Source organism: Enterobacter sp. JUb54, from assembly GCF_014298075.1.
Taxonomy (GTDB): Bacteria; Pseudomonadota; Gammaproteobacteria; order Enterobacterales; family Enterobacteriaceae; genus Klebsiella; species Klebsiella lignicola.
In genome coordinates this window covers 1,655,404-1,679,644 of sequence record NZ_CP060418.1, presented here as the reverse complement: position 1 = coordinate 1,679,644, position 24,241 = coordinate 1,655,404, and the positions used below count along the sequence as shown (strand labels likewise).

The following is a 24,241-nucleotide window of genomic DNA, read 5'->3' as shown; positions in this document are numbered from 1 at the left end:
TATAGAAGATGGTTCTGTCCACGGCGGATCAGTTGATACTAGCGCCGTGAGATAAACAGGGCTTTACACCGAGGGCAAAGCATGGCCTGATTGCGCCGGATTTTTGCCATCGGTTGAACTGATTTGAAACCACAAACAGTGCAGACAACAGTGGCAGTAGATGCACCGCTGAAGAATTTCATTGCGTAATTGATAATAGACATAACCATTAACCTTTCAATGAATGAACTTCACCGTATCACATATGGTTAAGTTTTAATCTGTTTATTTTGTGACCCTGAAATTCAGGAGAGGTAAATGTTCGCAGCCACAGGCCCTCTGGGACCATTGATCCGACAGAATTCTATGCGGCTTCCTGGGATGAGTAATTCTGATTCGCGGGAGTTAACGGCTGAAATGTGAAGCAGAACATCTTTTCGCCCATCTGAAGGGATGATGAGGCCTTTACCACTGAGAATGTCAAAGCTTTTGACAATGCCTGTCATTTTATGGGACAAGTCGATTCCTTATTAAAAACACGTAAAGACTATACATTCAAAATAGTATATTGCCACACTTAATTTTCCTGCAGGACTTCTGGATGGCTAAAAAATAATTTGCGTATTAGTATCTCCCGTGTCTTAATGAATCCTGTTAGTTCAATGTACAAACGAACGTTAAACATTTTCTGGTCAGTCCTCATTACCAGGCGCTATCGCTGATATCCCCTCCTTTTGAGTCATACCTTTAATACTATACGTTTACTATTAATACTATCATGTATAACGGGAGTCAGTATGTCCACAAGAATTAAAGGTTTGGTAAAATGGTTTAACGAAGATAAAGGTTTTGGTTTCATTTCACCTCTTGACGGAAGCAAGGATGTCTTCGTCCATTTTTCCGCACTCCATGGTGAGAATTTCAATACCTTATTTGAAGGGCAGAAAGTTGAGTTCGCCATGCAGAGTGGTGAAAAAGGGCCTGCTGCTACAAACGTAATACTTTGCGATAAATGAAGATTTGTGGGCCCGCGACAACGATGAAGGATTATTCCTGAGTAGACAGGTCCATAAATTAAATCAGAGAAAGTCGGTTGTTTTTTTAATATCAGGTCAACATGTTTTTCGCAATTATGAGTGTGCTGACCGATGTGATGAAGTGCAGGACTGCTGCCTGAAAGCCTGAAAGCCTGAAAGCCTGAAAGCCTGAAAGCCTGAAAGCCTGAAAGCCTGAAAGCCTGAAAGCCTGAAAGCAGAAGCTAACTGCTTGTTAAATAATAAAGTGCGTAAGAGACGAGACTGCCTTCGAAAGCATCACGTCCCTGATTGTATTTTAATTGCATCGGCATTTATAGAAGAGAGTGACGGGAAAGACTAACAGAATTATGGTGGCATATGATAAAAGTACTCGTTTTCTTTAATACCGAATCCTGTAAAGTCATGACCGTTCCGGAGGGTACATCCTCAATCAGACAGGAATACCCAAACGGTGAAGAAATACATCTACAGATTATGTCTGCAGGCTTTCCTTCATTAACCGGTGATCATGATGTTATTTACGTAGCCTCTGACAGACAGTTAATGTCACAGGAAATACTCGATGCGTTCCGGAAATATTTATAGCATTTTCGTTATGTTCTCTGCTTCAAATTGAATTGCGTATTTACCCTATTTATCAGAAGCGAACAAAGAATGAGTTAAAATCTTTGTGGCTTGCTAATAGCAGGCTTTTTTTTACATGTTCATTTTTAATAATCGGTCTCATATAAGGAAGTCACTCTTTGTGCACTGACAAAATGCAGATATCTTTCTAACCTGATGACTTTGCTGCTGGAATGTTCATCATGCACGACTGAAGCCGCGAGTCATGGGGGGATACCTAAATATTTACCGGGAGGAACCCGGCATCATATTGATACATCCAGACAATGCAACAAGGGCTTTTTCACCGGATATTCCGTTTTCTGACCCAGTAAGTTATTATCGAAAAATTATTATTTATTTCCGCTTTTGGCATTAGGCGTACGTCTGGCTATGTGCATTTGATTGCCTCAATCAATTATTCCCCTGATTTTTCACATTTCTTACGGCGCGCGTCACTGCATGCCAGATAAATTTGTCTGCGGGCACGGTGCCATTCGCAGCTAACTCCTCTGACTCTTTCCCTCCAATGTCCTGCCTCATCCATTATCTTGCTGCTTCTGGCGACAGTACCAGAGGCTGGTGGTCGTGGATATCTATTAGACCTTTTTCTGTTGCTGCGGTGACGATCAGAAAGCCTTCTGTTTCGTCTCCACGTTCAAATGGTGTGCTTCCGATTGCCGCCATGAATATCGGCTGGCCATCGGCGCGATGGATAAAGTAGAGTGGGTTGCTTCTTGTCACCTTCTTTCTTCCATCCGAAGCCCCCATCAGCAAAGCAGATCGCCCGGCCATGTTGCCATAGCGCCTTAAACATCCTGCTGGTGGCCACAGTTTCAACACGCGCGTTAATCAGTGGAGCCTTATCCCACCACCCGGGCGCATAACCCCAGAAGACAGGATCGATATGCAGTTGTTCGTCGCGTTCGCTCAGGAGCAAAACCTTTGTACCTGGCGACACGTTGTACCGGCCGATTGGTTCGGGGTCATAAGCGATATCCCGCTCAGCCTCTTCAGCCAAATAAGCCAGGTACTCTTCACGGGTTTGTGATTGAGCAAAGCGTCCGCACATGGTTACCTCCCGTTTGCAGACTGAAAGTATAGAATGTGTGGAGGAGTAGGAAGAGAACTCCGACAGCAATCAAACTGATGACTGTCGGAGCTAACGTTAAAAACAATGTGTACAAAATTGTGTATTAAAGTCAGGAATATCGAAGAATTTTAAAATTTAACTCATTGTTTTTAATTGATAAAGGTTTTTGCTTTGTAGGTGCTATCGTAAGGCATACCATTCCTTATGTTTCAGCGGGTTAGCCATCGCTCCCAGAATGTCTGATATCACGTTGACGGTAATCACCAGTGCGCCAATCACCATCACGCCTGCCGAAATCGCGGCGTAATCCTGCTGGCGGATGGCATTAATCAACCAGCGGCCCAGGCCCGGCCAGCTAAAGACCATCTCGGTGATCATCGCCAGGGTCAGCATGGTTGAAAACTGCAGGCCAAGACGCGGGATCACCGGCGGCAGGGCGTTGTGCAGCACGTGGCGATGTAAAATCGTGCGTCGTGAAACGCCACGGGTGGCGGCGGCCTTAACATAGTTGGTGTCATACACTTCGCTGGTGCTGATGCGCATCAGGCGGATCACTTCGGTGGTAGGCGCCACCGCCAGCGTGAGGACCGGTAAAACCATATGGCGCGCGGCGCTAACGATCATCTCATGGCGCCACGGTGAATCGGAAAGCCAGGCGTCAATCAGTGCAAAGCCGGTAACGGTTTTCACTTCATAGAGCAAGTCAAAGCGCCCGGAAACCGGGAACCAGCCGAGCGTCAGGGAGAAAAACAGCGTCAGCAATAGCGCCAGCCAGAACACCGGAATCGAAAATCCCACCAGCGCGAGGGCGCTGATCAGGGTATCCGGCCACTTATTGCGCATGATGCCCGCCAGCATCCCCACCGGGATACCGATTAACAGCGCAAAGCCAAACGCGAGGATGCACAGCTCCATGGTCGCCGGGAACACCTCTTTCAACTGCTCTGAAATCAGCTGGCCGTTAATGCTGGAGACGCCGAAGTCCCAATGTAGCAGTCCGGTGAACCAGAACTGCCAGGCATTCCACAACGAGGCGCCCTGCAACGGGGCATGGGGCGTAAAATAGCTCAGGCTGAAGCCCACGAAGGTCAGGAAAAAGAGCGTCACCAGCAGGAGCAGCAGGCGGCGCAGGGTAAAAATAATCATGGTTTTTTCACCTCGTCTTTTTTCTCCCGCGAGACGCCCGCAAAGGAGGCGTTACCGAACGGACTCAGGATCAGACCTTTCATATCATAGCGGTAGGCCTGCAGGCGCAGCGATGACGCCAGCGGCAGCACCGGCAGGTCGCGAGCCAGGATATGCTGCGCTTCTTTATAAGCCTCAATGCGTGAAGCCAGTTGCTGTGAGCGTAGCGCTTTTTGCAGCACCTCATCGAATTCGCGGTTGCACCAGTGGGCAAAGTTGGTCTGCGAGGCAATGGCCGCGCAGCTCAGCAGCGGACGGAAAAAACTGTCCGGGTCATTACTGTCGGTAGCCCAACCGGAAAGGGTCAGATCGTGGTTCATGTCCATCAATCTGGCTTCCTGGAATCGGCCCTCCACCGGCACGATAATGACCTTCACGCCAATTTGCGCCATGTCCGCCTGGATAAGCTCCGCGGTTTTCAGCGGGCTGGGGTTCCAGGCCTGCGAGCTGGTCGGGACCCAGAGCTTCAGCGTCAGCTTTTCCAGACCTAGCGCTTTAAGCTGGGCCCGGGCTTCCTTCGGGTTGTATTCCGTGATTTTTGCGTCGTTATCGTAGGCCCACGAGGCGCGCGGCAGCATCGACGCGGCGGTTTCGGCGGTACCGTAATAAATGGACTGCATCAGACGCTGGTTATTAATGGCCAGCGCCAGCGCGTGGCGAACTTCGGGTTTATCAAGCGGCGGTCGGGCGGTATTGAACGCCAGCCACGCGATGTTCATGCCCGGGCGCAGCGTCAGGCGCAGGCGCGGATCGTCACGGAGGATCGTTAACTGGCTGGCAGCCGGCCAGGCCAGCACATCGCACTCACCGGTTAACAGTTTCGACAAACGCCCCGTGCCGCCAGAGCCGAGATCGACCACCACCTGCGGCATCAGCGGCTTACCGCGCCAGTAGCCAGGATGGCGCTGCAGGCGTACATACTGCCCCGCGCGATACTCTTCAAGCTGGAACGGACCGGTGCCGACCGGCTGGCGATCGAGCTGTTCCTGGCGATCGACTTTGGCCAGCTGTGCGCCATATTCCGCCGACATCACCGAGGCATAGTGGGTCGCCAGATGCCAGAGGAACGAGGCATCCGGCTGTTTCAGGCGAAATTCGACGGTTTGATTATCCAGCTTGCGCACGCTCTCAACGCTGTCGGCGAACTGCAAACTGTCGAAATAGGGGAAGCTGCTGCCGTTGACGTTGTGCCACGGATCGTCGCGCTTAAAAATGCGGTTGAAGGTGAAAATCACATCGTCTGCATTAAAAGCGCGAGAGGGCTTAAACCAGGAGGTTGACTGGAAAGCGACGTGAGGACGCAGATGGAAGCGGTATGTGGCACCGTTATCCAGCACTTCCCAGCTTTCCGCCAGCTGCGGCACCAGCCGGTAGGTATAAGGGTCGACATCCAGCAGGCGGTCGTAGAGTTGAGCCGCTAAGGTATCGACAATCAGCCCGCTGCTGACTTTCTGCGGGTTAAAGGTATTGACCTGACCGCTCACACAGTAAACAAAACCGCTGTCGCGGATGTCGGCATCTGGCGGCAACGTGGGCGCGGCCATTGCCTGCGTACACAGCAGCGATAGCGTCGCCAGCAGGGAGGAGAGTTTCAGGCGCATAATATTTTTTTGGTTATAGAGCAGAGCTCTGTTTTATTAATGTTCAATGACATATTCCATCACCTTAAACGCTCACAGGAACCATTTCGTCAGTCGCTGCGTTATGTGCAAGAGCACCACTCCTTCGAGTATACCTCGTAAACCCATCCGGCGTTTTTATCTGCCATTTCCCTGAATAAACGCGTAAAACCCGCGAGGGCGCAAGCCGCGCCGATCGTCATGCGTCCAGGGAGGTGACGGGTTGATATTCATCAAAAACCTGAGGGTATGGTGCTCTTTTAAGCGCTTCTCAGCATATTCATGCGTTGTATGGGGGATAATGAAACATGGTATCTTTTTATGGCTGAATTCTCCAGTAAGCTTGGTGATTACAGCGGAAGCAGGCGGTTATAACGCCCGATATACTCCTTGGGTGTGATTTCAATTTCTGAGCCTTCACGATGGGTGGCCACGAAAGTCCGCAATACCATCCCGCTGCGTTTCTCGCTAATTTCCCAGCCTTGCTGGCGATAGGCATCAAGAGTCGAACGAATACACAGGTCCGAGAAAATCATCATCACCGACAGCGCAGGTGAATGATGATGCTTCATGGTGTGGGTTAAGCTGACGTGGGCCGCATAGCGACTAAGAGTATGAATATTAACCGGAATCATGTGCGTTTTCAGTCCATTGAACGATGATGGCGCAGACTATAATTCACATTGACACATCTTGCCAGTTACAAATATTTAACCGCCAGTGTGCTGAAAACACAGGGCAATCTGGCCAGGCAGACGACGGGGGGTAAAATGCGGGTTACTGCTGTTGCGAGCGACCCGCATGGCATCGCGAAGGCTGGAATCAGGCGCTATCAGGTGAGCGAATGGGCCAGTCTGGTCAGGGCAAACTGCAGTACTTTTTCGCCATCAAAGGCGGCGTAGGGCAGGCTTTCAATCACCGCAATCTGCTGGTTATCCAGCAACACGGCAGCGATCTCATCGGTCTTATATTGAATATGTGGCGCCACTAAAACCGCGTGGTAGGCGGGAGCCACGCTAAAGACATTCTCCAGACCGACGGCGCTAATCAGCATATTCATCCCCTGAGCATCCGCGATTTTTTGCATTTTCTTCGCTAAGAGGTTCGCGGTTTCCCCGAACAAGCAACATATCAGTAGTTTTTTCACGGTGTGATCCTCGATGGAGTCCCGTGTCTACATTATGCCGCTGCGGTTGATGAAAATGCGCAGTGCATCAATTAGTGCAGCAAATTGTCTGATTAATCACCTAACGGGGTGAACTCATAAAGCACCAGCGCATTGCTGTCCAGGGAGTCGACAATATGCCAGCCGCTCTCCGGTGCCTCTTCCGAAACGCTCAGCGCCGGGCGGGCCTTGTGCATCAGCCAGTGATAATCCTCATCGTCCGGGCCGCTGTGGCTGCGAAAGGCTTCAAACAGCGGGAATAATGCGCCGTGATGCTGATCGAACAGATGCTGCTTCACCCGCCAGCGCCCGTCAAGTCCGGACAGTCGGACGCTGTAGGGCTGACGAAAGCGCTGGATAAACGCCTCTTCGCTGGAGAGCCAGGGGTTGAACACCACCGTATTACGCAGCAGAAGCTGATACTGATTACCGTGACGTAACAGCAACATTTTTTTGTCGTTAACCAGCACGTCGCCGCGCAGCCGTCGCCATAACCACAGCACCCAGTATACGGGACGGGGCAGGCCGTGGAGATAATGCAGCGCCAGGCTGGAGGTATCCAGCTTACCGGTAACGCTCGATTCCCCTTGCAGGCCAGAGTTGAGCCAGAAGCCCGCCAGCCATACCTGCTCCGCCAGCCCCAGCAGGTTATCCATCAGCAATGCGCCGCGGAAAAACCGACCGTTGGTGTCGCGGGTATTGCCGGTTAAGGTATTCCAGGACAGCAGCCAGACCGGCAGCGACAGCTGACGCTGGCGCAGGGCGCTGTGGATCTGCCGCAGCTTATGTACCGGATAGTTTTCGCTCGAGGCCAGCTTGCTGCTATCCAACTGGGCCAGATCCAGTAGCTCATTGGCGTCGGCCTGGCAGGCGAGAAAGCTGGCTTCGCTGAGGATGGGCGACTGCAGCAGCGGATCATCGCCAATGGCAAGCTCCGGGAAGCGGTGCCAGACCCCCAGCTGCGGCTGCGACAGATAAGTCTGTAAGGTCTCTCGCTGCTGCAGCCAGGCATGCTGGCGGGCCGCTTCGGTGGCCTGGGGAGACCAGTGCCAGACAAAACGCCAGCTGGCGAGGGTTGCCGCCGGGAAATGGTTGGCGGCGAGGCGCAAAAAGCGCTGTAGCAAATCGCAGCGGGTGGTCAGCCCGGTATGTAAAATCACCCCCCAACCCATTTTCGCCAGCCAGCTGAAAATCTGCTGCAGGTTATACCAGCAGGCGTAGCCGGCCATTTGCGGGTCGTCCCAGCCGGTGGCAAACAGCCGGCTGCTGAGAAAAGGATCGTTAATATCAATCGCGTAGACCGGCAGGCTGCGGTGCAGCTGCTCCAGCTCGCGGCGTACATCCTCACGCAGTAAATCATCCAGCTCCCGGACGGTGACCACCATGCGGGTGTGGCGTAAGGTGGCGACGCGGGCCGGCAGCTGGCGCAGATCGATCTGCCGGGTTTGCTGCGGGTTGAGCAGCGGCGGCGGGTTGTCCCAGCCATTCTGTTCCGGCTCGTTGAGGCGGGCATAGAGACGCTCGACGGCCACCGGCTGCCAGATATCCACCAGCCCGGTGCGCGGGCGCCCGGATTCGCCGCTGGTTTGCGGGTGCTGCTGGCGAAACTGACGCGGTGTCACCTCATGCAGGCGTTTAAACAGATCGCTCATGATGCGGGTGCTGGCGAAACCTTGTTCCTGGGCAATCTGCTGGACCGGTTTGCGGGTGGCGATCAGCTGCTCCGCCGCCTTATTGAGGCGCAGGGCGGTAATGTACTGCATGAAGCTCATGCCCACTTCCTTGCGAAACAGGCGCGACAGCCAGGCTTCAGAGACAAACTCGGCGGCGGCAACATCGTGGAGCGAAAGCCGACGCTGGTAGTTTGCATCGATACGCGCCACCACCCGCGCAATGCGCCGGCTCCACTTCTCGGCCCCGCGTTTGGGGCTGGAAGCCAGCGGGCGGGAGAAGCGGGTAGAGAGCAGCAGGGCAATCTCGCTCAGCCAGCGGTTGGCTTCAAGCCGGTAGCGGGCCTGATGATTCACCAGCTCTATCACCAGCAGCTGGCGCATTAACCGGCGGAGGTTATCATCGGCGTCGCGCGTTTCGTCGCTGACCTGGTAGCCCACGGCAAAGAACTCGCTATCGAGGCGTGTCAGCCAGCTGCAGGACAAGGTCAGGAGCATCACTGCGTTACCGGCCGCCGCGTGCAGGCGCCACCGACGATTGCGGTTTACGATGGCCAGCTCGTCAGGGTGCAGTATCTGCTGCCCGTCGCCGTCATGCAGCTCTACGCGACCTTCCAGCACCCAGATCAGGGTTAACAGCTCACTCTCCGGCTGATTGAACTGCCGAATATCGCGGACCGCGACGCTAAAATCGCCTGAATGATGCTCCACCGTCACCTCTTCTCAAGGACAAAAAACAACAGGTCATTTTTTGTCATAACCGATCAGTATGAAAAACACTCATGAATAATCCGTCAATATAAAACAAAAAACCGCACTTTAATGCTAATCGGACAGCATAAACTCGAAAGTGTCGCGCAAACACAATCAAGGAATAACAAAAATGACACATCCGCTTATTGAGGCATTACAGGTTAAAGAAGCATCGTTTATTGAGCTGCGCCGTCGATTCCATCAGCAACCGGAAATTGGCTTCGAAGAACATAAAACCAGCGATGAGGTGGCTCGTCTGCTGACGGAGTGGGGTTATGAGGTACACCGTGGTCTGGCAGGGACCGGAGTGGTCGGAACCCTGAAGGTGGGCAACGGCGAGCGTCGTCTGGGTCTGCGGGCAGATATGGACGCGTTACCGATGCAGGAGGCCAGCGGCAAGGCCTGGGCCAGCCAGACCGATGGCCGGTTTCACGGCTGTGGCCATGATGGACATACCACCACGCTACTCTACGCCGCCGAATATCTGGCGCGTACCCGGCAGTTCGACGGCACGCTGCATTTGATTTTCCAGCCGGCGGAAGAGTTGCTGTATGGCGGGCGGGTGATGGTCGAAGATGGTCTGTTCGATAAATTCCCCTGCGATATCCTGTTTGGCCTGCACAACATGCCGGGGCAGGCGCTGGGGAAAATTGGCCTGCGCGACGGCGCGATGATGGCCTCTTCCGATACGCTGCATATTGAAGTAAAAGGGGTCGGCGGGCATGGGGCAGTACCGGAACACACCGTCGACGCGACGCTGGTCGCCTGTCATATCACCCTCGCGCTGCAATCTATTGTGTCGCGCAATATCACCCCCTTTGAACCGGCGGTGGTGACCGTGGGCAGTATCCAGGCCGGGCATGCGCCCAATATCATCAACGACAAAGTGCTGATGAAGCTGACGGTACGTACCCTCAACGAACAGGTACGTGAAATGGTCCTCCAGCGGATCCACGATATTGCCGTTGCCCAGGCGGAAAGCTTTAACGCCACTGCCACTTTAAGCCACATCAACGGCAGCCCGGTGCTTAAAAACGATCCTGCCGCCAATGAGATGGTGCGCACGGTGGCAACCGCGTTGTTTGGCGAAGCGCAGGTCGGCGAAGTGAAGCCCTTTATGGGCAGCGAAGATTTCGCCTTTATGCTGGAGCATAACCCGCACGGAAGCTACTTCACCATCGGCGCCGGGGACGAAGCCGACCGCTGCATGGTGCATAACCCGGGCTACGACTTCAATGATGAGATCCTGCTCAAGGGCGCGGCGCTGTGGTGCGGCCTGACGGAACATTATCTGCGTTAACCACTCGCGATGGGGAGGACCCACTTATGAGTTCCGTATCTCTGACCGAAGCACCTTTTGTTGGTACCGACCGTCTGCTGGCGGGCATTGTATTGAGCGTGTTGACCTTCTGGCTGTTTGCCCAGTCGGTGATTAACGTCGTACCGGCAATGAAAAACAGTCTTGATATCTCCCTTGAAACGTTGACGCTGGCGGTGAGCCTCAGCGCGTTGTTCAGCGGTTGCTTTGTGGTGGCCAGCGGCGGGCTGGCGGATAAATTTGGCCGGATGCGCATGACCCATATCGGCCTGATGCTGAGTATTGGCGGCAGTGCTCTGCTGGTGCTGGCGCAGGGGCCGTGGTTGTTTCTGGCCGGGCGGGTCCTGCAGGGGTTATCGGCGGCCTGCATTATGCCGGCTACCCTGGCGCTGATAAAAACCTGGTACGAAGGCAAAGCGCGCCAGCGGGCGGTGAGCTTCTGGGTCATCGGTTCGTGGGGCGGCAGCGGCTTATGCTCGTTTGTCGGCGGGGCTATCGCGACCGGGCTGGGCTGGCGCTGGATCTTTGTCTTCTCCATTGCCGTGGCGCTGGTGGCCTTGCTGCTGTTGCGCGGCACGCCGGAGAGCCGTAGCGCCAGCGCGCAGGAGCACAAGCTGGATATCAGTGGTTTGTTGAGCCTGATCGTCTCGCTGGTGCTGTTTAATCTGTTTATCAGCAAAGGCCACAGTTGGGGCTGGAGCAGCGGCCTGTCGCTGGCGATGCTCGCCGGCTCGCTGGTATCGGGCGGGTATTTCATCCGCAGCGGGCTGCGTAAAGGGGAATCGGCGCTGATTGATTTTGCGCTGTTTCGCAACCGGGCCTACAGCGCTGCGGTACTGTCAAACTTTATGCTCAATGGCGCCGTCGGCACGATGATGATCACCAGCATCTGGCTGCAGAAGGGGCACAACCTGAGCCCGCTGGAAACCGGCGGAATGACGCTGGGCTATCTGGTCACCGTGCTGGCGATGATCCGCGTCGGTGAAAAGCTGCTGCAGCGCTACGGGGCCAGGCTGCCGATGATGACCGGGCCGGTCTTTACCGCGGTGGCGATCCTGCTGATCTCCTGTACCTTCCTCGATAAATCCGTCTATATCGTTACGGTCTTTCTCAGTAACGTGTTGTTTGGCCTTGGGCTGGGCTGCTACGCCACGCCGTCAACCGACACCGCGGTGGTGAACGCCCCGGAAAATAAAGTCGGTGTCGCTTCAGGGATTTACAAGATGGGCAGTTCGTTGGGCGGGGCGATGGGGATTGCCGTGACAGCGTCACTTTTCGCGCTGCTGTTACCGCTTGGCATGGCCAGCGCCGCGCAGTATGCCCTGTGGTTCAACGCGGCGATGTGCCTGGGCGCGACGGTAGTCAGCGCCCTGATGCTGCCGCGGCTGTCTCACAGCTGATGCTTTTTCAGCAACGCCCGTAGCTGGTGGTAGGTTAAGCCGAGCAACTGCGCCGCCTGTTTCTGATTGAACTTCGCCTGCTGTAGGCTTGCCTGCAGCAGGTTTTTTTCTTGCTCATGCTGGAAGTTTCGCAGATCCAGCGGTAGCGCAGTCCCGGCGGTTTGCAGGTCGGCATCGGCGCGCTGAGGTGACGACGCCGACGATTGTTGTTGATGAAAAGGGTTGATGATGATGTTGTCGAGTTCGCTGTCGCTGGTGCCATGGCGATAGACCGAACGCTCCACCACGTTTTTCAGCTCACGAATATTCCCCGGCCAGCGGTAGCCCAGCAGCGTGTCGCAGGCGTTTTCGCTGAATCCCGGAAACAACGGTAGCCCCAGTTCGCGGCACATCTGAATGGCAAACTGATTCGCCAGCAGCATGATGTCGCTTTGCCGTTCGCGCAGTGGCGGCAGCTGCACCACATCAAAGGCCAGGCGGTCGAGAAGGTCGGCACGAAAATGGCCGGATTCAACCATTGCAGGCAGGTCGGCATTGGTGGCACACACCAGCCGCACGTTGACCTGTAACGGCTGGCTGCCGCCGACGCGCTCCAGCTCACCATATTCAATCACCCGCAGTAGCTTTTCCTGTACCAGCATCGGCGCCGTGGCCAGCTCATCGAGAAACAGCGTTCCGCCATCGGCGCGTTCAAAGCGGCCGGGATGACGTTTGCTGGCGCCGGTAAACGCCCCGGCCTCATGACCGAACAGTTCGCTATCCAGCAGGTTTTCATTTAATGCCGCGCAGTTGAGGGAGATAAACGGCCCCTGCCAGCGGGAAGAGAGAAAGTGCAGGCGGTTAGCGATCAGCTCTTTACCAGTACCGCGCTCGCCAATGACCAGCACCGGTTTATCGAGCGGTGCCAGCCGCGAAACCTGTTCCAGTACCTCGATAAAGCTGTTGGCTTCGCCGAGCAGGTTGTCCTTGTAGTCCGCCATGATGAAATTCGCCATTTAATCGTGTGATTCACCAGGTTACTCTAGCAACCCGTTGTGCAGATAACAATCACTTCTTTTTAAATCAATAAGATAAAAACTTGGCACGCAACTTGTATTAATACTCTCAGTATTGCCACAGGCCACCGCCTGATATCAGAACTATGAGGATTATTATTATGGGTATTTTTTCTCGTTTTGCCGACATCGTGAACGCCAACATCAACTCCCTGCTGGAGAAAGCAGAAGATCCGCAGAAGCTGGTTCGCCTGATGATTCAGGAAATGGAAGACACTCTGGTGGAAGTACGTTCCACTTCGGCCCGCGCGCTGGCCGAAAAGAAACAGCTGAGCCGCCGTATCGAACAAGCCCTTGCCCAGCAGGCAGAGTGGCAGGAAAAAGCCGAACTGGCGCTGCGCAAAGATAAAGAAGATCTGGCTCGTGCGGCGCTGATCGAAAAACAAAAACTGACCGACCTTATTGCCAGCCTCGAAAATGAAGCGCAGATGATCGATGAAACCCTGACGCGCATGAAAAAAGAGATTGGCGAGCTGGAAAACAAACTGAGCGAAACCCGCGCGCGCCAGCAGGCGTTAACCTTACGTCATCAGGCAGCCAGCTCCTCTCGCGACGTACGTCGTCAGCTGGACAGTGGCAAAATTGATGAAGCGATGGCGCGTTTTGAATCTTTTGAACGTCGCATCGACCATATGGAAGCGGAAGCAGAGAGCCATGGTTTTGGCAAACAGAAAACCCTGGACCAACAGTTTGCCGACCTGAAAGCGGACGACGAAATCAGCGAACAGCTGGCGGCCTTAAAAAGTAAAATGAACCAAAACAACTAATGGAATACGCCCACGCCTTCGGCACATGCTGTGCAGTTCCGGCAGACTGAAGGCGCAGGTGTTGCGGCGCGATCATGCGCCGCCGTTCACTCACTGTAAGGAGTACACATGAGTACGCTTTTTATTGCCATACCCCTGACGCTGTTCGTGCTGTTCGTATTACCGGTCTGGCTGTGGCTGCACTACAACAACCGCAGCGCCAGCGGCAGTTTATCGCAGAACGAACAGCAGCGTTTATTGCAGCTGACCGATGATGCGAAGCGCATGCGCGAACGTATCCAGACGCTGGAAGACATTCTTGATGCCGAACATCCGAACTGGAGAGAAAAATAATGGGCGGACTGGACCTGAATAAAAAACTCTGGCGCGTGCCGCAGCTTGGCATGGTCAAAGGGGTCTGCGCCGGTATTGCGCAGTACCTGGATGTACCGGTCAAACTGGTGCGCTTAATTACTGTGCTGGCGATGATATTTGGCCTGTTTTTCTTTGTGGTGGTGGCGTACATCATCCTGACCTTCGTTCTCGACCCGATGCCGGATAGCGAACTGCATGGCGAGAAAATGCCCTCCAGCGGTGAACTGTTAGCCGCGGCGGACAGGGAGCTGGCGGCCAGTGAGCGCCGTCTGCGGGAAATGGAGCGTTACGTCACGTCAGATACTTTTACGCTGCGCAGCCGGTTCCGCCAGCTGTAGCCTAACGACGAGGTCACGCATGAATATCAAATGGCAGCAAACAGGACAAAAGATGAAGCCCGGTCTGAAAATCGTGGGCAAACTGGTGCTGCTGACGGCGTTACGCTACGGGCCGGCCGGCGTTGCTGGCTGGGCGGTGAAGTCGGTGGCGCGTCGACCGTTAAAAATGCTGCTGGCCGTTGCCCTTGAGCCGGTGCTCAGCCGCCTGGCCCATCGCTTTGCCCGCGGGATGAAATAAAAGGCCGGGCAGGCGTACCTGGCGCCTGCGGCACAGTCAGCAGAACTTTCTGCTTATCTTCACCTAATAGCTTATAATAAAAGCACTTTCCTTCAGCGCACTACAGGATGGCAATGAAGCGACTCAAAACAGAATTCAATGCGCTGGTCAACCGTGGGGTTGACCGGCATTTACGTCTGGCGGTGACCGGCCTGAGCCGAAGTGGTAAAACCGCCTTTATCACCGCCCTGGTAAACCAACTGCTGAATATTCACTCCGGCGCGCGTCTGCCGCTGCTCAGTGCGGTCCGTGAAGAGCGCCTGCTTGGCGTCAAACGCGTGCCGCAACGTGATTTCGGCATTCCTCGTTTTACCTATGATGAAGGACTGGCGCAGCTGTATGGCTCGCCGCCGGTGTGGCCGACGCCGACCCGCGGGGTCAGTGAAATTCGCCTGGCGCTACGCTACCGCTCCAGCGAATCGCTGCTGCGCCACTTTAAAGAAACCTCCACGCTGTATCTGGAAATTGTCGATTACCCAGGCGAATGGCTGCTCGATTTACCGATGCTGGCCCAGGATTACCTGAGCTGGTCACGGCAGATGACCGGCCTGTTGCAAGGGGATCGTGCGGAGTGGTCAGCCCGCTGGCGTCAGCTGTGCGAAGGGCTGGACCCGCTGGCGCCGGCGGATGAAAACCGTCTGGCGGAGATTGCCGCCGCGTGGACCGACTATCTGCACGCCTGCAAGCGTGAAGGGCTGCATTTTATTCAACCTGGCCGCTTTGTGCTGCCCGGCGACATGGCCGGGGCGCCCGCGCTGCAGTTTTTCCCGTGGCCGGATGTCGACGCGATCGGCGAAGCCAGGCTGGCGCAGGCCGACAGACACAGCAACGTCGGCATGTTGCGCGAGCGTTTTAAGTACTACTGCGAAAAAGTCGTGAAGGGCTTTTACAAGGATCATTTTCTGCGCTTTGACCGCCAGATCGTACTGGTGGACTGCCTGCAGCCGTTGAACAGCGGGCCGCAAGCCTTTAACGATATGCGCCTGGCGCTGACCCAGTTGATGCAGAGTTTTCATTATGGCCAGCGGACCCTGTTCCGCCGTCTGTTTTCCCCGGTGATCGACAAACTGTTGTTTGCCGCCACCAAAGCTGACCACGTCACCGTCGATCAGCACGGCAATATGGTCTCTCTGCTGCAGCAGTTGATTCAGGATGCCTGGCAAAATGCCGCCTTCGAAGGCATCAGCATGGACTGCCTGGGCCTGGCGTCGATTCAGGCGACGCAGAGCGGGTTAATCGAGGTTAACGGCGAGAAAATTCCCGCATTGCGCGGTGCCCGCCTGAGCGATGGTCAGCCCCTGACGGTCTATCCGGGTGAAGTACCGGCCCGTCTGCCGGGCCAGGCGTTCTGGCAACAGCAGGGGTTCCAGTTTGAGAATTTCCGTCCGCAGGTGATGGACGTTGATAAGCCGCTGCCGCATATCCGCATGGACGCAGCGCTTGAATTTTTGATCGGAGATAAATTGCGATGAGCGAACCGATAAAACCGCGTATCGACTTCGACGGGCCGCTGGAAGCGGAGAAAATAGATGCCCTGAAATCGGCCCGGGCCTTTGATGGCGTCGAGGCGGAGAAATTTGCCCCGGCCCGTCTCGACGCGCTGGAAGAAGAAGAGGGCGCAGCAGAGGCGGTGGTGGAGTCGGTGCTGCGGCCAAAACGCAGCCTGTGGCGGCGGATGGTCAGTGCCGGGCTGGCGATCTTTGGCGTCAGCGTAGTGGCGCAAGGGGTACAGTGGACCATGACCGCCTGGCAGACGCAGGACTGGATCTCCCTCGGCGGCTGCGTCGCCGGGGCGCTGATTGTCGGCGCCGGGGTCGGCTCGGTGGCGACCGAATGGCGGCGCTTGTGGCGTCTGCGCCAGCGCGCTCACGAGCGCGATGAGGCCCGGGATCTGATGCACAGCCATGCGGTCGGCAAAGGGCGCGCATTTTGCGAGAAGCTGGCCCAGCAGGCTGGACTGGATCAGGCCCATCCGGCGTTACAACGCTGGTACGCGGCCATCCACGAAACGCAGAATGACCGCGAAGTGGTCAGTCTGTACGCGCAGCTGGTGCAGCCGGTGCTCGATGCTCAGGCGCGCCGCGAAATCAGCCGTTCGGCGGCGGAATCGACGCTGATGATCGCCGTCAGCCCGCTGGCGCTGGTGGATATGGCGTTTATCGCCTGGCGTAATCTGCGGCTGATTAACCGCATCGCCACGCTGTACGGTATCGAACTGGGCTATTACAGCCGCCTGCGTCTGTTCCGCCTGGTGCTGCTGAATATCGCCTTCGCCGGGGCCAGTGAACTGGTGCGCGAAGTCGGTATGGACTGGATGTCGCAGGATCTGGCGGCGCGGTTATCGGCGCGCGCGGCCCAGGGGATCGGTGCCGGGTTGCTGACCGCCCGTCTGGGGATTAAGGCCATGGAGCTGTGCCGTCCGCTGCCGTGGATCGCCGACGATAAACCGCGGCTGGGTGATTTCCGCCGCGAACTGATAGGCCAGCTCAAGGATACGTTGCAGAAGGGTAAACCTCAGGCCTGATAGCGACGTCAATCATCAGGGCCGTCGGCTAACCGGCGGCTTTTTTGTTTCCGCGCGCCGGGTACAGCGCCAGTGAGCGGATATCTTTACGCCACAACGGCGCTTTTTCCGCCATGCTGTCAATATTTGTTGACAGCTATCTTCACGCCAGCAAATAACTGTCCTATTATTCATCCGTCATTGGCCTTTTTAGGGTGAAAACTCCCATGCGTCTTGAAGTCTTTTGTGAAGACCGTCTTGGTCTGACCCGCGAATTACTGGATTTGCTGGTGCTACGCGGTATCGATTTGCGCGGCATCGACATCGATCCTATTGGCCGAATTTACCTCAATTTTGCCGAGCTGGAGTTTGCCAACTTCAGCAGCCTGATGGCGGAAATCCGCCGCATTTCTGGCGTGACCGACGTGCGTACCGTGCCATGGATGCCGTCGGAGCGTGAACACCTGGCGCTGAGCGCGCTGCTGGTGGCGATGCCGGAGCCGGTGCTGTCGCTGGATACCAAAGGCAAGGTTGAACTGGCGAACCCCGCCAGCTGCCAGCTGTTTGCGCAAAGCCCGGAGCGGCTGCGTGATCATCCGGTCGCACAGTTAATTACCGATTTTAACGTTCAGCGCTGGCTGGAAAGCAGTCCGCAGGAGTCGCTGAGCGAACATGTGGTGGTGAACGGACAGAACTTCGTGCTGGAAATCACCCCGGTGTACCTCGAAGGTGAACACGGAGAACGGGTCCTGACCGGGGCGGTCGCGATGTTGCGTTCGACCGTGCGTATGGGGCGCCAGCTGCAAACCATGACCACCCAGGACACCAGCGCCTTCAGCCAGATTCTGGCCGTCGGGCCGAAAATGCGTCATGTCGTTGAGCAGGCGCGTAAGCTGGCGATGCTGAGCGCGCCGCTGCTGATTGTCGGCGATACCGGCACGGGCAAAGATTTGCTGGCGCATGCCTGCCATCTGGCAAGCCCGCGGGCGGCTAAACCCTATCTGGCGCTGAACTGCGGCTCGATTCCGGAAGATGCGGTAGAGAGCGAGCTGTTCGGCGACGCCATTCAGGGCAAAAAAGGCTTCTTTGAGCAGGCCAACGGCGGTTCGGTGCTGCTGGATGAAATCGGCGAAATGTCGCCGCGGATGCAGACCAAACTGCTGCGTTTTCTCAATGACGGCACCTTCCGTCGGGTCGGGGAAGATCACGAAGTTCATGTCGATGTCCGGGTTATCTGCGCCACCCAGAAGAATCTGGTGGAGCTGGTGCAAAAAGGGTTATTCCGCGAAGACCTCTACTATCGTCTGAATGTACTGACCCTGAATCTGCCGCCGCTGCGCGACTGTCCGCAGGACATCATTCCGCTGACCGAACTGTTTGTCGCCCGTTTTGCCGACGAGCAGGGGATCCCGCGCCCGAAACTCTCTGCCGATCTCAGTACCGTCCTGACCCGCTACAGCTGGCCTGGCAACGTTCGTCAGCTGAAGAATGCGGTCTACCGCGCGTTAACTCAACTGGATGGTTACGAGATGCGTCCGCAGGATATTTTGCTGCCGGACCACGATGCGGCCTCCCTTCCGGTAGGCGAAGAGGCCATGGAGGGATCGCTGGACGATATTACCCGTCGTTTTGAGCGCTCGGTGCTGACCCAGCTGTACCGTAGTTTCCCGAGCACCCGCAAACTGGCGAAACGTCTTGGGGTATCGCATACGGCGATCGCCAATAAGCTGCGCGAATACGGCCTCAGCCAGAAAAAAGGCGAGGAGTAAGTCTGCTACCGGCTGCCTGGCAGCCGGTTGATTATGACGAAGGGGCTGTCTTTCGCACCGTTCTGTATATACTCAGGTTTTACTCATTTTCCCAGGAATACGGATGTCGACTTCGCCGGGTCATCTGCTTCAGTGGATGAAACTGCTGGCTCTCTCTGCCGGACTCTCATGGCTGCTGTTCTGGCTTCATCTGCCAGCGGCGCTGCTGCTGGGGCCGATGATCGCCGGGATCGCCCTGAGCCTGCGCGGGGCCAACATCCGGGTACCCCGTCCCTTTTTTATTGCCGCTCAGGCCATTATCGGCTGCATGATCGCCCGCACGCTGACCCCCTCGATTTTTGGCGTGCTCATCGGACACTGGCCGCTGGTGCTGTTTATTCTGCTCTCCACGCTTGCCGTCAGCGCCCTGACCGGTTGGTTGTTGGTCCGTTATAGCTCGCTCCCCGGCGCGACCGGGGCGTGGGGTAGCTCGCCCGGCGGCGCCTCGGCGATGGTGGTGATGGCGCAGGATTACGGTGCTGACGTGCGGTTGGTGGCGTTGATGCAGTACCTGCGGGTGTTGTTTGTGGCCGGGGCTGCGGCGCTGGTGGTGCGTTTTACCCTTGGTGGTGAAGCCCAGGAGATGAGCCAGCAGATAGTCTGGTTTCCACCTGTAACCTGGCAACTGCCCGGTACATTGCTGCTGACCGCCGCCGCAGGATGGCTGGGGCTAAAAACGCGTTTTCCTTCCGGCGCCATGCTCTTTCCGATGCTGGCCGGCGCGCTGGTGCAAGGCGAGGGCTGGCTGATGCTGGAGCTGCCGGAATGGCTACTGGCGCTGGCTTATGCCGCGGTTGGCTGGAGCGTTGGTCTAAAGTTTAATAAGGCCATCTTTTTGCTGGCCCTCAAGACGCTGCCGCAGATTATCGCCTCGATTATCGGCCTGATTGTGGTCTGCGCGTTGATGGCGCTGGGGGTGACTCAGGTACTGCCGCTTGATTTTATGACCGCCTATCTGGCGACCAGTCCCGGTGGACTGGATACGGTGGCGATTATCGCCGCCGGCACGCGGGCTGATATGTCGTTTATCATGGCGATGCAGACCTTGCGGTTGTTTACTATTTTGCTGACCGGCCCGGCGATCGCGCGCGTTATTTCGCGCTATGCGCCGCAGAGATAGCGCCGTAGAAATAAAAAAGCCCCCGTCACCGGAGGCTTGTGTTTCGCGGGCTATCTTAGCCTTTCAGCGAAGCCAGGGCTGCATCGTAGTCCGGCTCTTCGGTGATTTCATTCACCAGCTGGCTGTATACAACCTGGTCATTTTCATCAACAACGACCACAGCACGTGCTGCCAGACCCGCCAGTGGACCGGCTGCAATAGCAACGCCGTAATCAGCCAGGAACTGCGGAGCGCGCAGGGTGGAGAGGGTGACGACATTGTTCAGGCCTTCCGCGCCGCAGAAACGAGACTGGGCGAACGGCAGGTCGGCAGAGATGCATAACACAACGGTGTTATCCAGCTCGGATGCCAGTTGGTTGAATTTACGTACCGATGCCGCGCATACGCCGGTATCGATGCTCGGGAAAATATTCAGTACTTTACGTTTGCCGGCGAACTGGCTCAGCGCGACGTCAGAGAGATCTTTGGCGACCAGCGTAAACGGCTGCGCTGCGGCGCCTGCCTGAGGAATGGTGCCCTGAACAGAAACGGGGTTGCCCTGGAAATGCACGGTTTGTGACATGTTTATCTTCCTGTTTACATATAGTTAACGTCACCGGTAGTGTATGACATCCGTTATCGGCACGGCAAATCCTATTTACTGTTTCCCCTGGAGGAACCTGGGAATGCGAAATCTGCGAGTGTATGAAGAAGCCTGGCCCTTACATACTCCCTTTGTGATTGCCCGCGGCAGCCGCAGCGAGGCAAAAGTGGTGGTGGTGGAAGTGGAAGAGAACGGCGTGAAAGGCGTCGGGGAGTGCACCCCCTACCCACGCTATGGCGAGAGCATCGCTTCGGTGATGGCGCAGATCCTCGCCATTGGCGAGCAGCTGGAGAGCGGCGTCACCCGCGAACAGCTGCAGCAGCTATTGCCGGCCGGCGCGGCGCGTAATGCCGTGGATTGCGCCTTGTGGGATTTGCAGGCAAGAGGCGTCGGGAAAACGATCCCGCAACTGCTGGGGGTGGGGCTGCCGAATCGGGTGGTCACGGCGCAAACCGTGGTGATTGGCACCCCGGAGCAGATGGCGGCCAGCGCCGCAGCGTTGTGGGAAAACGGCGCCCGGCTCCTGAAGGTGAAGCTGGACGATCATCTGATCAGCGAACGACTGATTGCCATCCGTAACGCGGTGCCGCAGGCCACGCTGATTGTCGACGCCAATGAGTCCTGGCACAGCGACGGGCTGGCGGCACGTTGCCAGCTGCTGGCGGATATCGGCGTAGCGATGCTCGAGCAGCCGCTACCGGCGGACGACGATGCCGCGCTGGAGAATTTTATTCACCCGTTGCCGATCTGCGCCGATGAAAGCTGCCATACCCGTGCCAGCCTGCCGAAGCTGCGCGGGCGCTATGAGATGGTGAATATCAAACTGGATAAAACCGGCGGTCTGACCGAAGCACTGTTTCTGGCTCAGGAGGCTGAGGAGCTCGGGTTTGAACGAATGCTCGGCTGCATGCTCTGCACGTCGCGGGCCATCTCTGCGGCGCTGCCGCTGGCACCGCTGGCGCGCTTTGCCGATCTGGATGGCCCTACCTGGCTGGCGATAGATGTTGAACCGGCGCTGCATTTCAGCACCGGCGTGCTTCATCTCTGAGGGTGCCAGTGCAGCAGGTCAGTCATCGCCGACAGATACTTTTCTGTCGCTTCGTCAGCTGAAACGGGCGGGAACTCGGCGGTAATGCAGGGCAGGCCGATATCGGCGCACCAGCTGCCAAAAGAGCCCGGCGTCTCGTAACCCACGCTGCTGACCAGCGGCAGCGTAAAGGCATCGGCCAGCCATTGCCCCAGTTCACTGTGGCCGGGGTCTTCAATGCAGGCCAGCGGATCGTGAAACGAGACCACCCACGCCGGGTGGATCTGGTGGATCAGCTGGCACAGCGCCTGGGTTTCGGGTTCCGAACCGGGCTTTTCTCCGGTCAGCAGCACCACGTCACGCTGCTCCGCGGCGCTATTCCAGCGATACACCGTTTCCCCTGCTTTCCAGTTTGCCGCTGGGAAGTTACGGTTCAGATCGACACCCCGGGCGTTGGCCCGCAGCCCCAACTGACAGCCGTCAGGGTTCACCGCCAGCACCACATGATGACGCCGTAATTCTGGCTTGAGCGTGCGCAGCGCGCAGGAGAGCGTGACCACCGAAGAGTTTTCATCACCATGGGTCCCGGCAAGAATCAGCCCGCTGCGGCTTTCCGCCAGCGGAGCAGGGAACCAGAGCAAGGGCGCCCCAAGATGGGACTGACCATAGCGTTGTGTGCCGGGCGGAAAGGCGCCGCGCAGTGGGCGAGGACGAGAAAGAGGCATAGGGCATCCTGTTAGCAGGTTATTTCCAGCAGTGTTGTGTAAAAGCGTCCCGGAATCAAATAGTTTCCTGTCGCCGTTAAAACACAAGAGAGGTCAATTTTCTCTCATAAGCCGTTTGCAATTTTCGATGATGAAACAAATAATTATCGTTCTGCCAGCTTTGGTTCTTTTATTTTAAAGGGGATCTCATGAAGTATCCTGTCACATTGACATGCGGCGCGCTGTGGTTAGCCAGCGTTTCTTCTCTTGCCTGGGCGGCGGATGTCCCTCAGGGCACCGTATTAGCGGAAAAGCAGGTGCTGGTACGGCACATTAAAGATGAGCCCGCGTCGTTAGATCCCGCCAAAGCCGTTGGTCTGCCGGAAATCCAGGTCATTCGCGATCTGTTTGAAGGTTTAGTCAACCAGGACGCAAAAGGCAATATTATCCCTGGCGTTGCAACCCGCTGGCAGAGCAACGACAACCGTGTCTGGACCTTTACCCTGCGCGATAATGCGCGCTGGTCCGATGGCTCGCCGGTCACCGCACAAGATTTTGTCTACAGCTGGCAGCGACTGGTCGATCCGAAAACCACATCGCCATTTGCCTGGTTCGCCGCGCTGGCGGGGATCAGCAATGCCCAGAATATTATCGACGGCAAGGCCGCGCCGGATACCCTGGGCGTCACCGCCGTGGATGCGCGTACCCTGCGCGTACAGCTCGATAAACCGCTGCCGTGGTTCAGTAATCTGACCGCCAGCTTTGCCTTCTATCCGGTTCAGAAAGCGAATGTTGAGAGCGGGGCCAACTGGACCCGTCCGGGCAGCCTGATTGGTAACGGCGCGTATGTCTTAAAAGACCGGGTGGTGAACGAAAAACTGGTGGTCGTGCCGAACAGCCACTATTGGGATAACGCCAAAACGGTGATCCAGCAGGTGACCTTCGTGCCGATCAACCAGGAATCGTCGGCGACCAAGCGTTATCTGGCCGGGGATATTGATATCACCGAGTCCTTCCCGAAAAACATGTATCAGAAATTGCTAAAAGATATTCCCGGTCAGGTGTACACCCCGCCGCAGCTGGGGACTTACTATTACGCCTTCAATACCCAAAAAGGGCCGACCGCCGATGAGCGCGTGCGTCTGGCGCTGAGTATGACTATCGACCGGCGTATCATGGCCGAGAAGGTACTGGGGACCGGTGAAAAACCGGCCTGGCACTTTACCCCGGACGTGACAGCCGGGTTTACCCCGCAGCCTTCGCAGATGGAAAGCATGAGCCAGGCCGAGCTGAACGCCCAGGCGAAAGCGCTGCTGCAGGCGGCAGGCTATGGTCCGGGCCGTCCTTTACAGCTGACGCTGCTGTATAACACCTCAGAAAACCACCAGAAAATTGCGATAGCGGTGGCGTCGATGTGGAAGAAGAATCTCGGCGTGGATGTGAAGCTGCAGAACCAGGAGTGGAAAACCTACATCGATAGCCGCAACACCGGTAATTTTGATGTGATCCGCGCGTCGTGGGTGGGGGATTACAATGAACCTTCGACCTTCCTGTCGCTGCTGACGTCGACTCATAGCGGCAATATTTCCCGCTTTAACGACCCGGCCTATGACAAAATTCTCAATCAGGCGGCGCTGGAAACCTCGGAAAAAGCGCGAAATGATGATTATAACGCGGCAGAAAAAATCATCATGAGCAAAGCGCCGATTGCGCCAATCTACCAGTACACCAACGGCCGGTTAATTAAGCCGTGGTTGAAAGGCTACCCGATTAACAACCCGGAAGACGTGGCCTATAGTCGCACGATGTATATCGAAAAGCATTAAGCTCCGGGTCTGCACCGGTATTTCACAATGGCGCGATGAATCGCGCCATTTTTTTGC

The 24,241-nt window shown here is 56.2% G+C and carries 24 protein-coding genes and 1 pseudogene; 14 read left to right on the top strand and 11 right to left on the bottom strand.

The window, feature by feature from the left end:
* Positions 1 to 38: 38 nt before the first annotated feature.
* Positions 39 to 203 (bottom strand): YnfU family zinc-binding protein, encoded by a 165-nt coding sequence (locus tag HF679_RS24750; protein WP_213191361.1) that lies wholly within the window; start codon positions 201 to 203, stop codon positions 39 to 41.
* Positions 204 to 284: 81 nt separating this feature from the next.
* Positions 285 to 497: a cold shock-like protein CspF gene (cspF, locus tag HF679_RS07680; RefSeq protein ID WP_071787615.1), complete on the bottom strand. Its 213-nt coding sequence runs from the start codon at positions 495 to 497 to the stop codon at positions 285 to 287.
* Positions 498 to 776: 279 nt separating this feature from the next.
* On the opposite strand from cspF, the gene HF679_RS07675 reads away from it, so the two are divergent.
* Entirely contained in the window at positions 777 to 995 is a 219-nt protein-coding gene (locus HF679_RS07675; RefSeq protein ID WP_023279058.1) for a cold shock domain-containing protein, read from the top strand.
* A gap of 378 nt (positions 996 to 1,373) precedes the next feature.
* Positions 1,374 to 1,601: a hypothetical protein gene (locus HF679_RS24855; RefSeq protein ID WP_072051401.1), complete on the top strand. Its 228-nt coding sequence runs from the start codon at positions 1,374 to 1,376 to the stop codon at positions 1,599 to 1,601.
* A gap of 432 nt (positions 1,602 to 2,033) precedes the next feature.
* Here HF679_RS24855 and HF679_RS07670 read toward each other — a convergent pair.
* The 6 genes and pseudogenes from HF679_RS07670 to HF679_RS07645 form a co-directional block, all read right to left on the bottom strand.
* A pseudogene (locus HF679_RS07670) lies at positions 2,034 to 2,691 on the bottom strand (SOS response-associated peptidase).
* A gap of 201 nt (positions 2,692 to 2,892) precedes the next feature.
* The gene (sapB, locus tag HF679_RS07665; protein ID WP_123754060.1) at positions 2,893 to 3,858 is read right to left on the bottom strand and encodes a putrescine export ABC transporter permease SapB; all 966 of its coding nucleotides are present in this window, start codon (positions 3,856 to 3,858) and stop codon (positions 2,893 to 2,895) included.
* Positions 3,855 to 5,498: an ABC transporter substrate-binding protein SapA gene (gene sapA / locus HF679_RS07660; protein ID WP_123754061.1), complete on the bottom strand. Its 1,644-nt coding sequence runs from the start codon at positions 5,496 to 5,498 to the stop codon at positions 3,855 to 3,857. The genes sapB and sapA overlap by 4 nt, the downstream gene beginning before the upstream one ends.
* Positions 5,499 to 5,866: 368 nt before the next feature.
* Positions 5,867 to 6,151: a hypothetical protein gene (locus tag HF679_RS07655; protein WP_123754062.1), complete on the bottom strand. Its 285-nt coding sequence runs from the start codon at positions 6,149 to 6,151 to the stop codon at positions 5,867 to 5,869.
* A 197-nt stretch (positions 6,152 to 6,348) separates the two neighbouring features.
* Entirely contained in the window at positions 6,349 to 6,663 is a 315-nt protein-coding gene (locus HF679_RS07650; RefSeq protein ID WP_123754063.1) for a PTS sugar transporter subunit IIB, read from the bottom strand.
* 92 nt (positions 6,664 to 6,755) lie between these two features.
* On the bottom strand, positions 6,756 to 9,062 hold the full coding sequence (locus HF679_RS07645) for a helix-turn-helix domain-containing protein (protein WP_123755458.1): 2,307 nt from the start codon (positions 9,060 to 9,062) through the stop codon (positions 6,756 to 6,758).
* Positions 9,063 to 9,234: 172 nt separating this feature from the next.
* Between HF679_RS07645 and HF679_RS07640 the strand changes: the two genes are divergently transcribed.
* Together HF679_RS07640 and HF679_RS07635 are read left to right on the top strand one after the other, a co-directional pair.
* Positions 9,235 to 10,404, top strand: coding sequence for a M20 aminoacylase family protein (locus tag HF679_RS07640; RefSeq protein ID WP_187042808.1), 1,170 nt, complete (start codon positions 9,235 to 9,237; stop codon positions 10,402 to 10,404).
* A gap of 26 nt (positions 10,405 to 10,430) precedes the next feature.
* Positions 10,431 to 11,822 carry an MFS transporter gene (locus HF679_RS07635; protein ID WP_123754065.1) on the top strand — a complete coding sequence of 464 codons (1,392 nt, stop codon included), beginning with the start codon at positions 10,431 to 10,433 and terminating at the stop codon, positions 11,820 to 11,822.
* Here HF679_RS07635 and pspF read toward each other — a convergent pair.
* Positions 11,813 to 12,817 carry a phage shock protein operon transcriptional activator gene (gene pspF / locus HF679_RS07630; protein WP_187042807.1) on the bottom strand — a complete coding sequence of 335 codons (1,005 nt, stop codon included), beginning with the start codon at positions 12,815 to 12,817 and terminating at the stop codon, positions 11,813 to 11,815. The two genes, HF679_RS07635 and pspF, sit on opposite strands and share 10 nt — an antisense overlap.
* A gap of 161 nt (positions 12,818 to 12,978) precedes the next feature.
* Here pspF and pspA point away from each other — a divergent pair, with 161 nt between their 5' ends.
* The 8 genes from pspA (at position 12,979) to HF679_RS07590 (ending at position 20,044) form a co-directional block, all read left to right on the top strand.
* Positions 12,979 to 13,644 (top strand): phage shock protein PspA, encoded by a 666-nt coding sequence (gene pspA, locus HF679_RS07625; protein ID WP_123754066.1) that lies wholly within the window; start codon positions 12,979 to 12,981, stop codon positions 13,642 to 13,644.
* 108 nt (positions 13,645 to 13,752) lie between these two features.
* Positions 13,753 to 13,977 carry an envelope stress response membrane protein PspB gene (gene pspB, locus HF679_RS07620; RefSeq protein ID WP_123707669.1) on the top strand — a complete coding sequence of 75 codons (225 nt, stop codon included), beginning with the start codon at positions 13,753 to 13,755 and terminating at the stop codon, positions 13,975 to 13,977.
* Positions 13,977 to 14,336 carry an envelope stress response membrane protein PspC gene (pspC, locus tag HF679_RS07615; RefSeq protein ID WP_123754067.1) on the top strand — a complete coding sequence of 120 codons (360 nt, stop codon included), beginning with the start codon at positions 13,977 to 13,979 and terminating at the stop codon, positions 14,334 to 14,336. The genes pspB and pspC overlap by 1 nt, the downstream gene beginning before the upstream one ends.
* Positions 14,337 to 14,355: 19 nt before the next feature.
* Positions 14,356 to 14,574 (top strand): phage shock protein PspD, encoded by a 219-nt coding sequence (gene pspD / locus HF679_RS07610; RefSeq protein WP_123754068.1) that lies wholly within the window; start codon positions 14,356 to 14,358, stop codon positions 14,572 to 14,574.
* A gap of 113 nt (positions 14,575 to 14,687) precedes the next feature.
* The gene (locus HF679_RS07605) at positions 14,688 to 16,085 is read left to right on the top strand and encodes a YcjX family protein (RefSeq protein ID WP_123754069.1); all 1,398 of its coding nucleotides are present in this window, start codon (positions 14,688 to 14,690) and stop codon (positions 16,083 to 16,085) included.
* Positions 16,082 to 17,137 (top strand): TIGR01620 family protein, encoded by a 1,056-nt coding sequence (locus HF679_RS07600; RefSeq protein WP_123754070.1) that lies wholly within the window; start codon positions 16,082 to 16,084, stop codon positions 17,135 to 17,137. The genes HF679_RS07605 and HF679_RS07600 overlap by 4 nt, the downstream gene beginning before the upstream one ends.
* 206 nt (positions 17,138 to 17,343) lie before the next feature.
* The gene (tyrR, locus tag HF679_RS07595) at positions 17,344 to 18,885 is read left to right on the top strand and encodes a transcriptional regulator TyrR (protein ID WP_154143708.1); all 1,542 of its coding nucleotides are present in this window, start codon (positions 17,344 to 17,346) and stop codon (positions 18,883 to 18,885) included.
* Between the two features lie 103 nt (positions 18,886 to 18,988).
* On the top strand, positions 18,989 to 20,044 hold the full coding sequence (locus HF679_RS07590; protein WP_187042806.1) for an AbrB family transcriptional regulator: 1,056 nt from the start codon (positions 18,989 to 18,991) through the stop codon (positions 20,042 to 20,044).
* Between the two features lie 55 nt (positions 20,045 to 20,099).
* Here HF679_RS07590 and tpx read toward each other — a convergent pair whose 3' ends face one another.
* Positions 20,100 to 20,606 (bottom strand): thiol peroxidase, encoded by a 507-nt coding sequence (gene tpx, locus HF679_RS07585; RefSeq protein ID WP_123754072.1) that lies wholly within the window; start codon positions 20,604 to 20,606, stop codon positions 20,100 to 20,102.
* 103 nt (positions 20,607 to 20,709) lie between these two features.
* On the opposite strand from tpx, the gene ycjG reads away from it, so the two are divergent.
* Positions 20,710 to 21,675 carry an L-Ala-D/L-Glu epimerase gene (ycjG, locus tag HF679_RS07580; protein WP_187042805.1) on the top strand — a complete coding sequence of 322 codons (966 nt, stop codon included), beginning with the start codon at positions 20,710 to 20,712 and terminating at the stop codon, positions 21,673 to 21,675.
* Here the strand turns inward: ycjG and mpaA are convergent.
* The gene (gene mpaA, locus HF679_RS07575) at positions 21,666 to 22,379 is read right to left on the bottom strand and encodes a murein tripeptide amidase MpaA (protein ID WP_123754074.1); all 714 of its coding nucleotides are present in this window, start codon (positions 22,377 to 22,379) and stop codon (positions 21,666 to 21,668) included. The two genes, ycjG and mpaA, sit on opposite strands and share 10 nt — an antisense overlap.
* A 188-nt stretch (positions 22,380 to 22,567) precedes the next feature.
* Between mpaA and HF679_RS07570 the strand changes: the two genes are divergently transcribed.
* Entirely contained in the window at positions 22,568 to 24,184 is a 1,617-nt protein-coding gene (locus HF679_RS07570; protein WP_123754075.1) for an ABC transporter substrate-binding protein, read from the top strand.
* The last annotated feature ends 57 nt before the right edge of the window (positions 24,185 to 24,241 follow it).

What these genes read in the sequence shown, in the direction of transcription:
- HF679_RS24750 (WP_213191361.1), bottom strand. Translation starts at nt 203, where the DNA reads ATGTCTATTATCAATTACGCAATGAAATTCTTCAGCGGTGCATCTACT.
- HF679_RS07675 (WP_023279058.1), top strand. Translation starts at nt 777, where the DNA reads ATGTCCACAAGAATTAAAGGTTTGGTAAAATGGTTTAACGAAGATAAA.
- HF679_RS24855 (WP_072051401.1), top strand. Translation starts at nt 1,374, where the DNA reads ATGATAAAAGTACTCGTTTTCTTTAATACCGAATCCTGTAAAGTCATG.
- sapB (WP_123754060.1), bottom strand. Translation starts at nt 3,858, where the DNA reads ATGATTATTTTTACCCTGCGCCGCCTGCTGCTCCTGCTGGTGACGCTC.
- sapA (WP_123754061.1), bottom strand. Translation starts at nt 5,498, where the DNA reads ATGCGCCTGAAACTCTCCTCCCTGCTGGCGACGCTATCGCTGCTGTGT.
- HF679_RS07655 (WP_123754062.1), bottom strand. Translation starts at nt 6,151, where the DNA reads ATGATTCCGGTTAATATTCATACTCTTAGTCGCTATGCGGCCCACGTC.
- HF679_RS07640 (WP_187042808.1), top strand. Translation starts at nt 9,235, where the DNA reads ATGACACATCCGCTTATTGAGGCATTACAGGTTAAAGAAGCATCGTTT.
- HF679_RS07635 (WP_123754065.1), top strand. Translation starts at nt 10,431, where the DNA reads ATGAGTTCCGTATCTCTGACCGAAGCACCTTTTGTTGGTACCGACCGT.
- pspF (WP_187042807.1), bottom strand. Translation starts at nt 12,817, where the DNA reads ATGGCGAATTTCATCATGGCGGACTACAAGGACAACCTGCTCGGCGAA.
- pspA (WP_123754066.1), top strand. Translation starts at nt 12,979, where the DNA reads ATGGGTATTTTTTCTCGTTTTGCCGACATCGTGAACGCCAACATCAAC.
- pspB (WP_123707669.1), top strand. Translation starts at nt 13,753, where the DNA reads ATGAGTACGCTTTTTATTGCCATACCCCTGACGCTGTTCGTGCTGTTC.
- pspC (WP_123754067.1), top strand. Translation starts at nt 13,977, where the DNA reads ATGGGCGGACTGGACCTGAATAAAAAACTCTGGCGCGTGCCGCAGCTT.
- pspD (WP_123754068.1), top strand. Translation starts at nt 14,356, where the DNA reads ATGAATATCAAATGGCAGCAAACAGGACAAAAGATGAAGCCCGGTCTG.
- HF679_RS07605 (WP_123754069.1), top strand. Translation starts at nt 14,688, where the DNA reads ATGAAGCGACTCAAAACAGAATTCAATGCGCTGGTCAACCGTGGGGTT.
- HF679_RS07600 (WP_123754070.1), top strand. Translation starts at nt 16,082, where the DNA reads ATGAGCGAACCGATAAAACCGCGTATCGACTTCGACGGGCCGCTGGAA.
- tyrR (WP_154143708.1), top strand. Translation starts at nt 17,344, where the DNA reads ATGCGTCTTGAAGTCTTTTGTGAAGACCGTCTTGGTCTGACCCGCGAA.
- HF679_RS07590 (WP_187042806.1), top strand. Translation starts at nt 18,989, where the DNA reads ATGTCGACTTCGCCGGGTCATCTGCTTCAGTGGATGAAACTGCTGGCT.
- tpx (WP_123754072.1), bottom strand. Translation starts at nt 20,606, where the DNA reads ATGTCACAAACCGTGCATTTCCAGGGCAACCCCGTTTCTGTTCAGGGC.
- ycjG (WP_187042805.1), top strand. Translation starts at nt 20,710, where the DNA reads ATGCGAAATCTGCGAGTGTATGAAGAAGCCTGGCCCTTACATACTCCC.
- mpaA (WP_123754074.1), bottom strand. Translation starts at nt 22,379, where the DNA reads ATGCCTCTTTCTCGTCCTCGCCCACTGCGCGGCGCCTTTCCGCCCGGC.
- HF679_RS07570 (WP_123754075.1), top strand. Translation starts at nt 22,568, where the DNA reads ATGAAGTATCCTGTCACATTGACATGCGGCGCGCTGTGGTTAGCCAGC.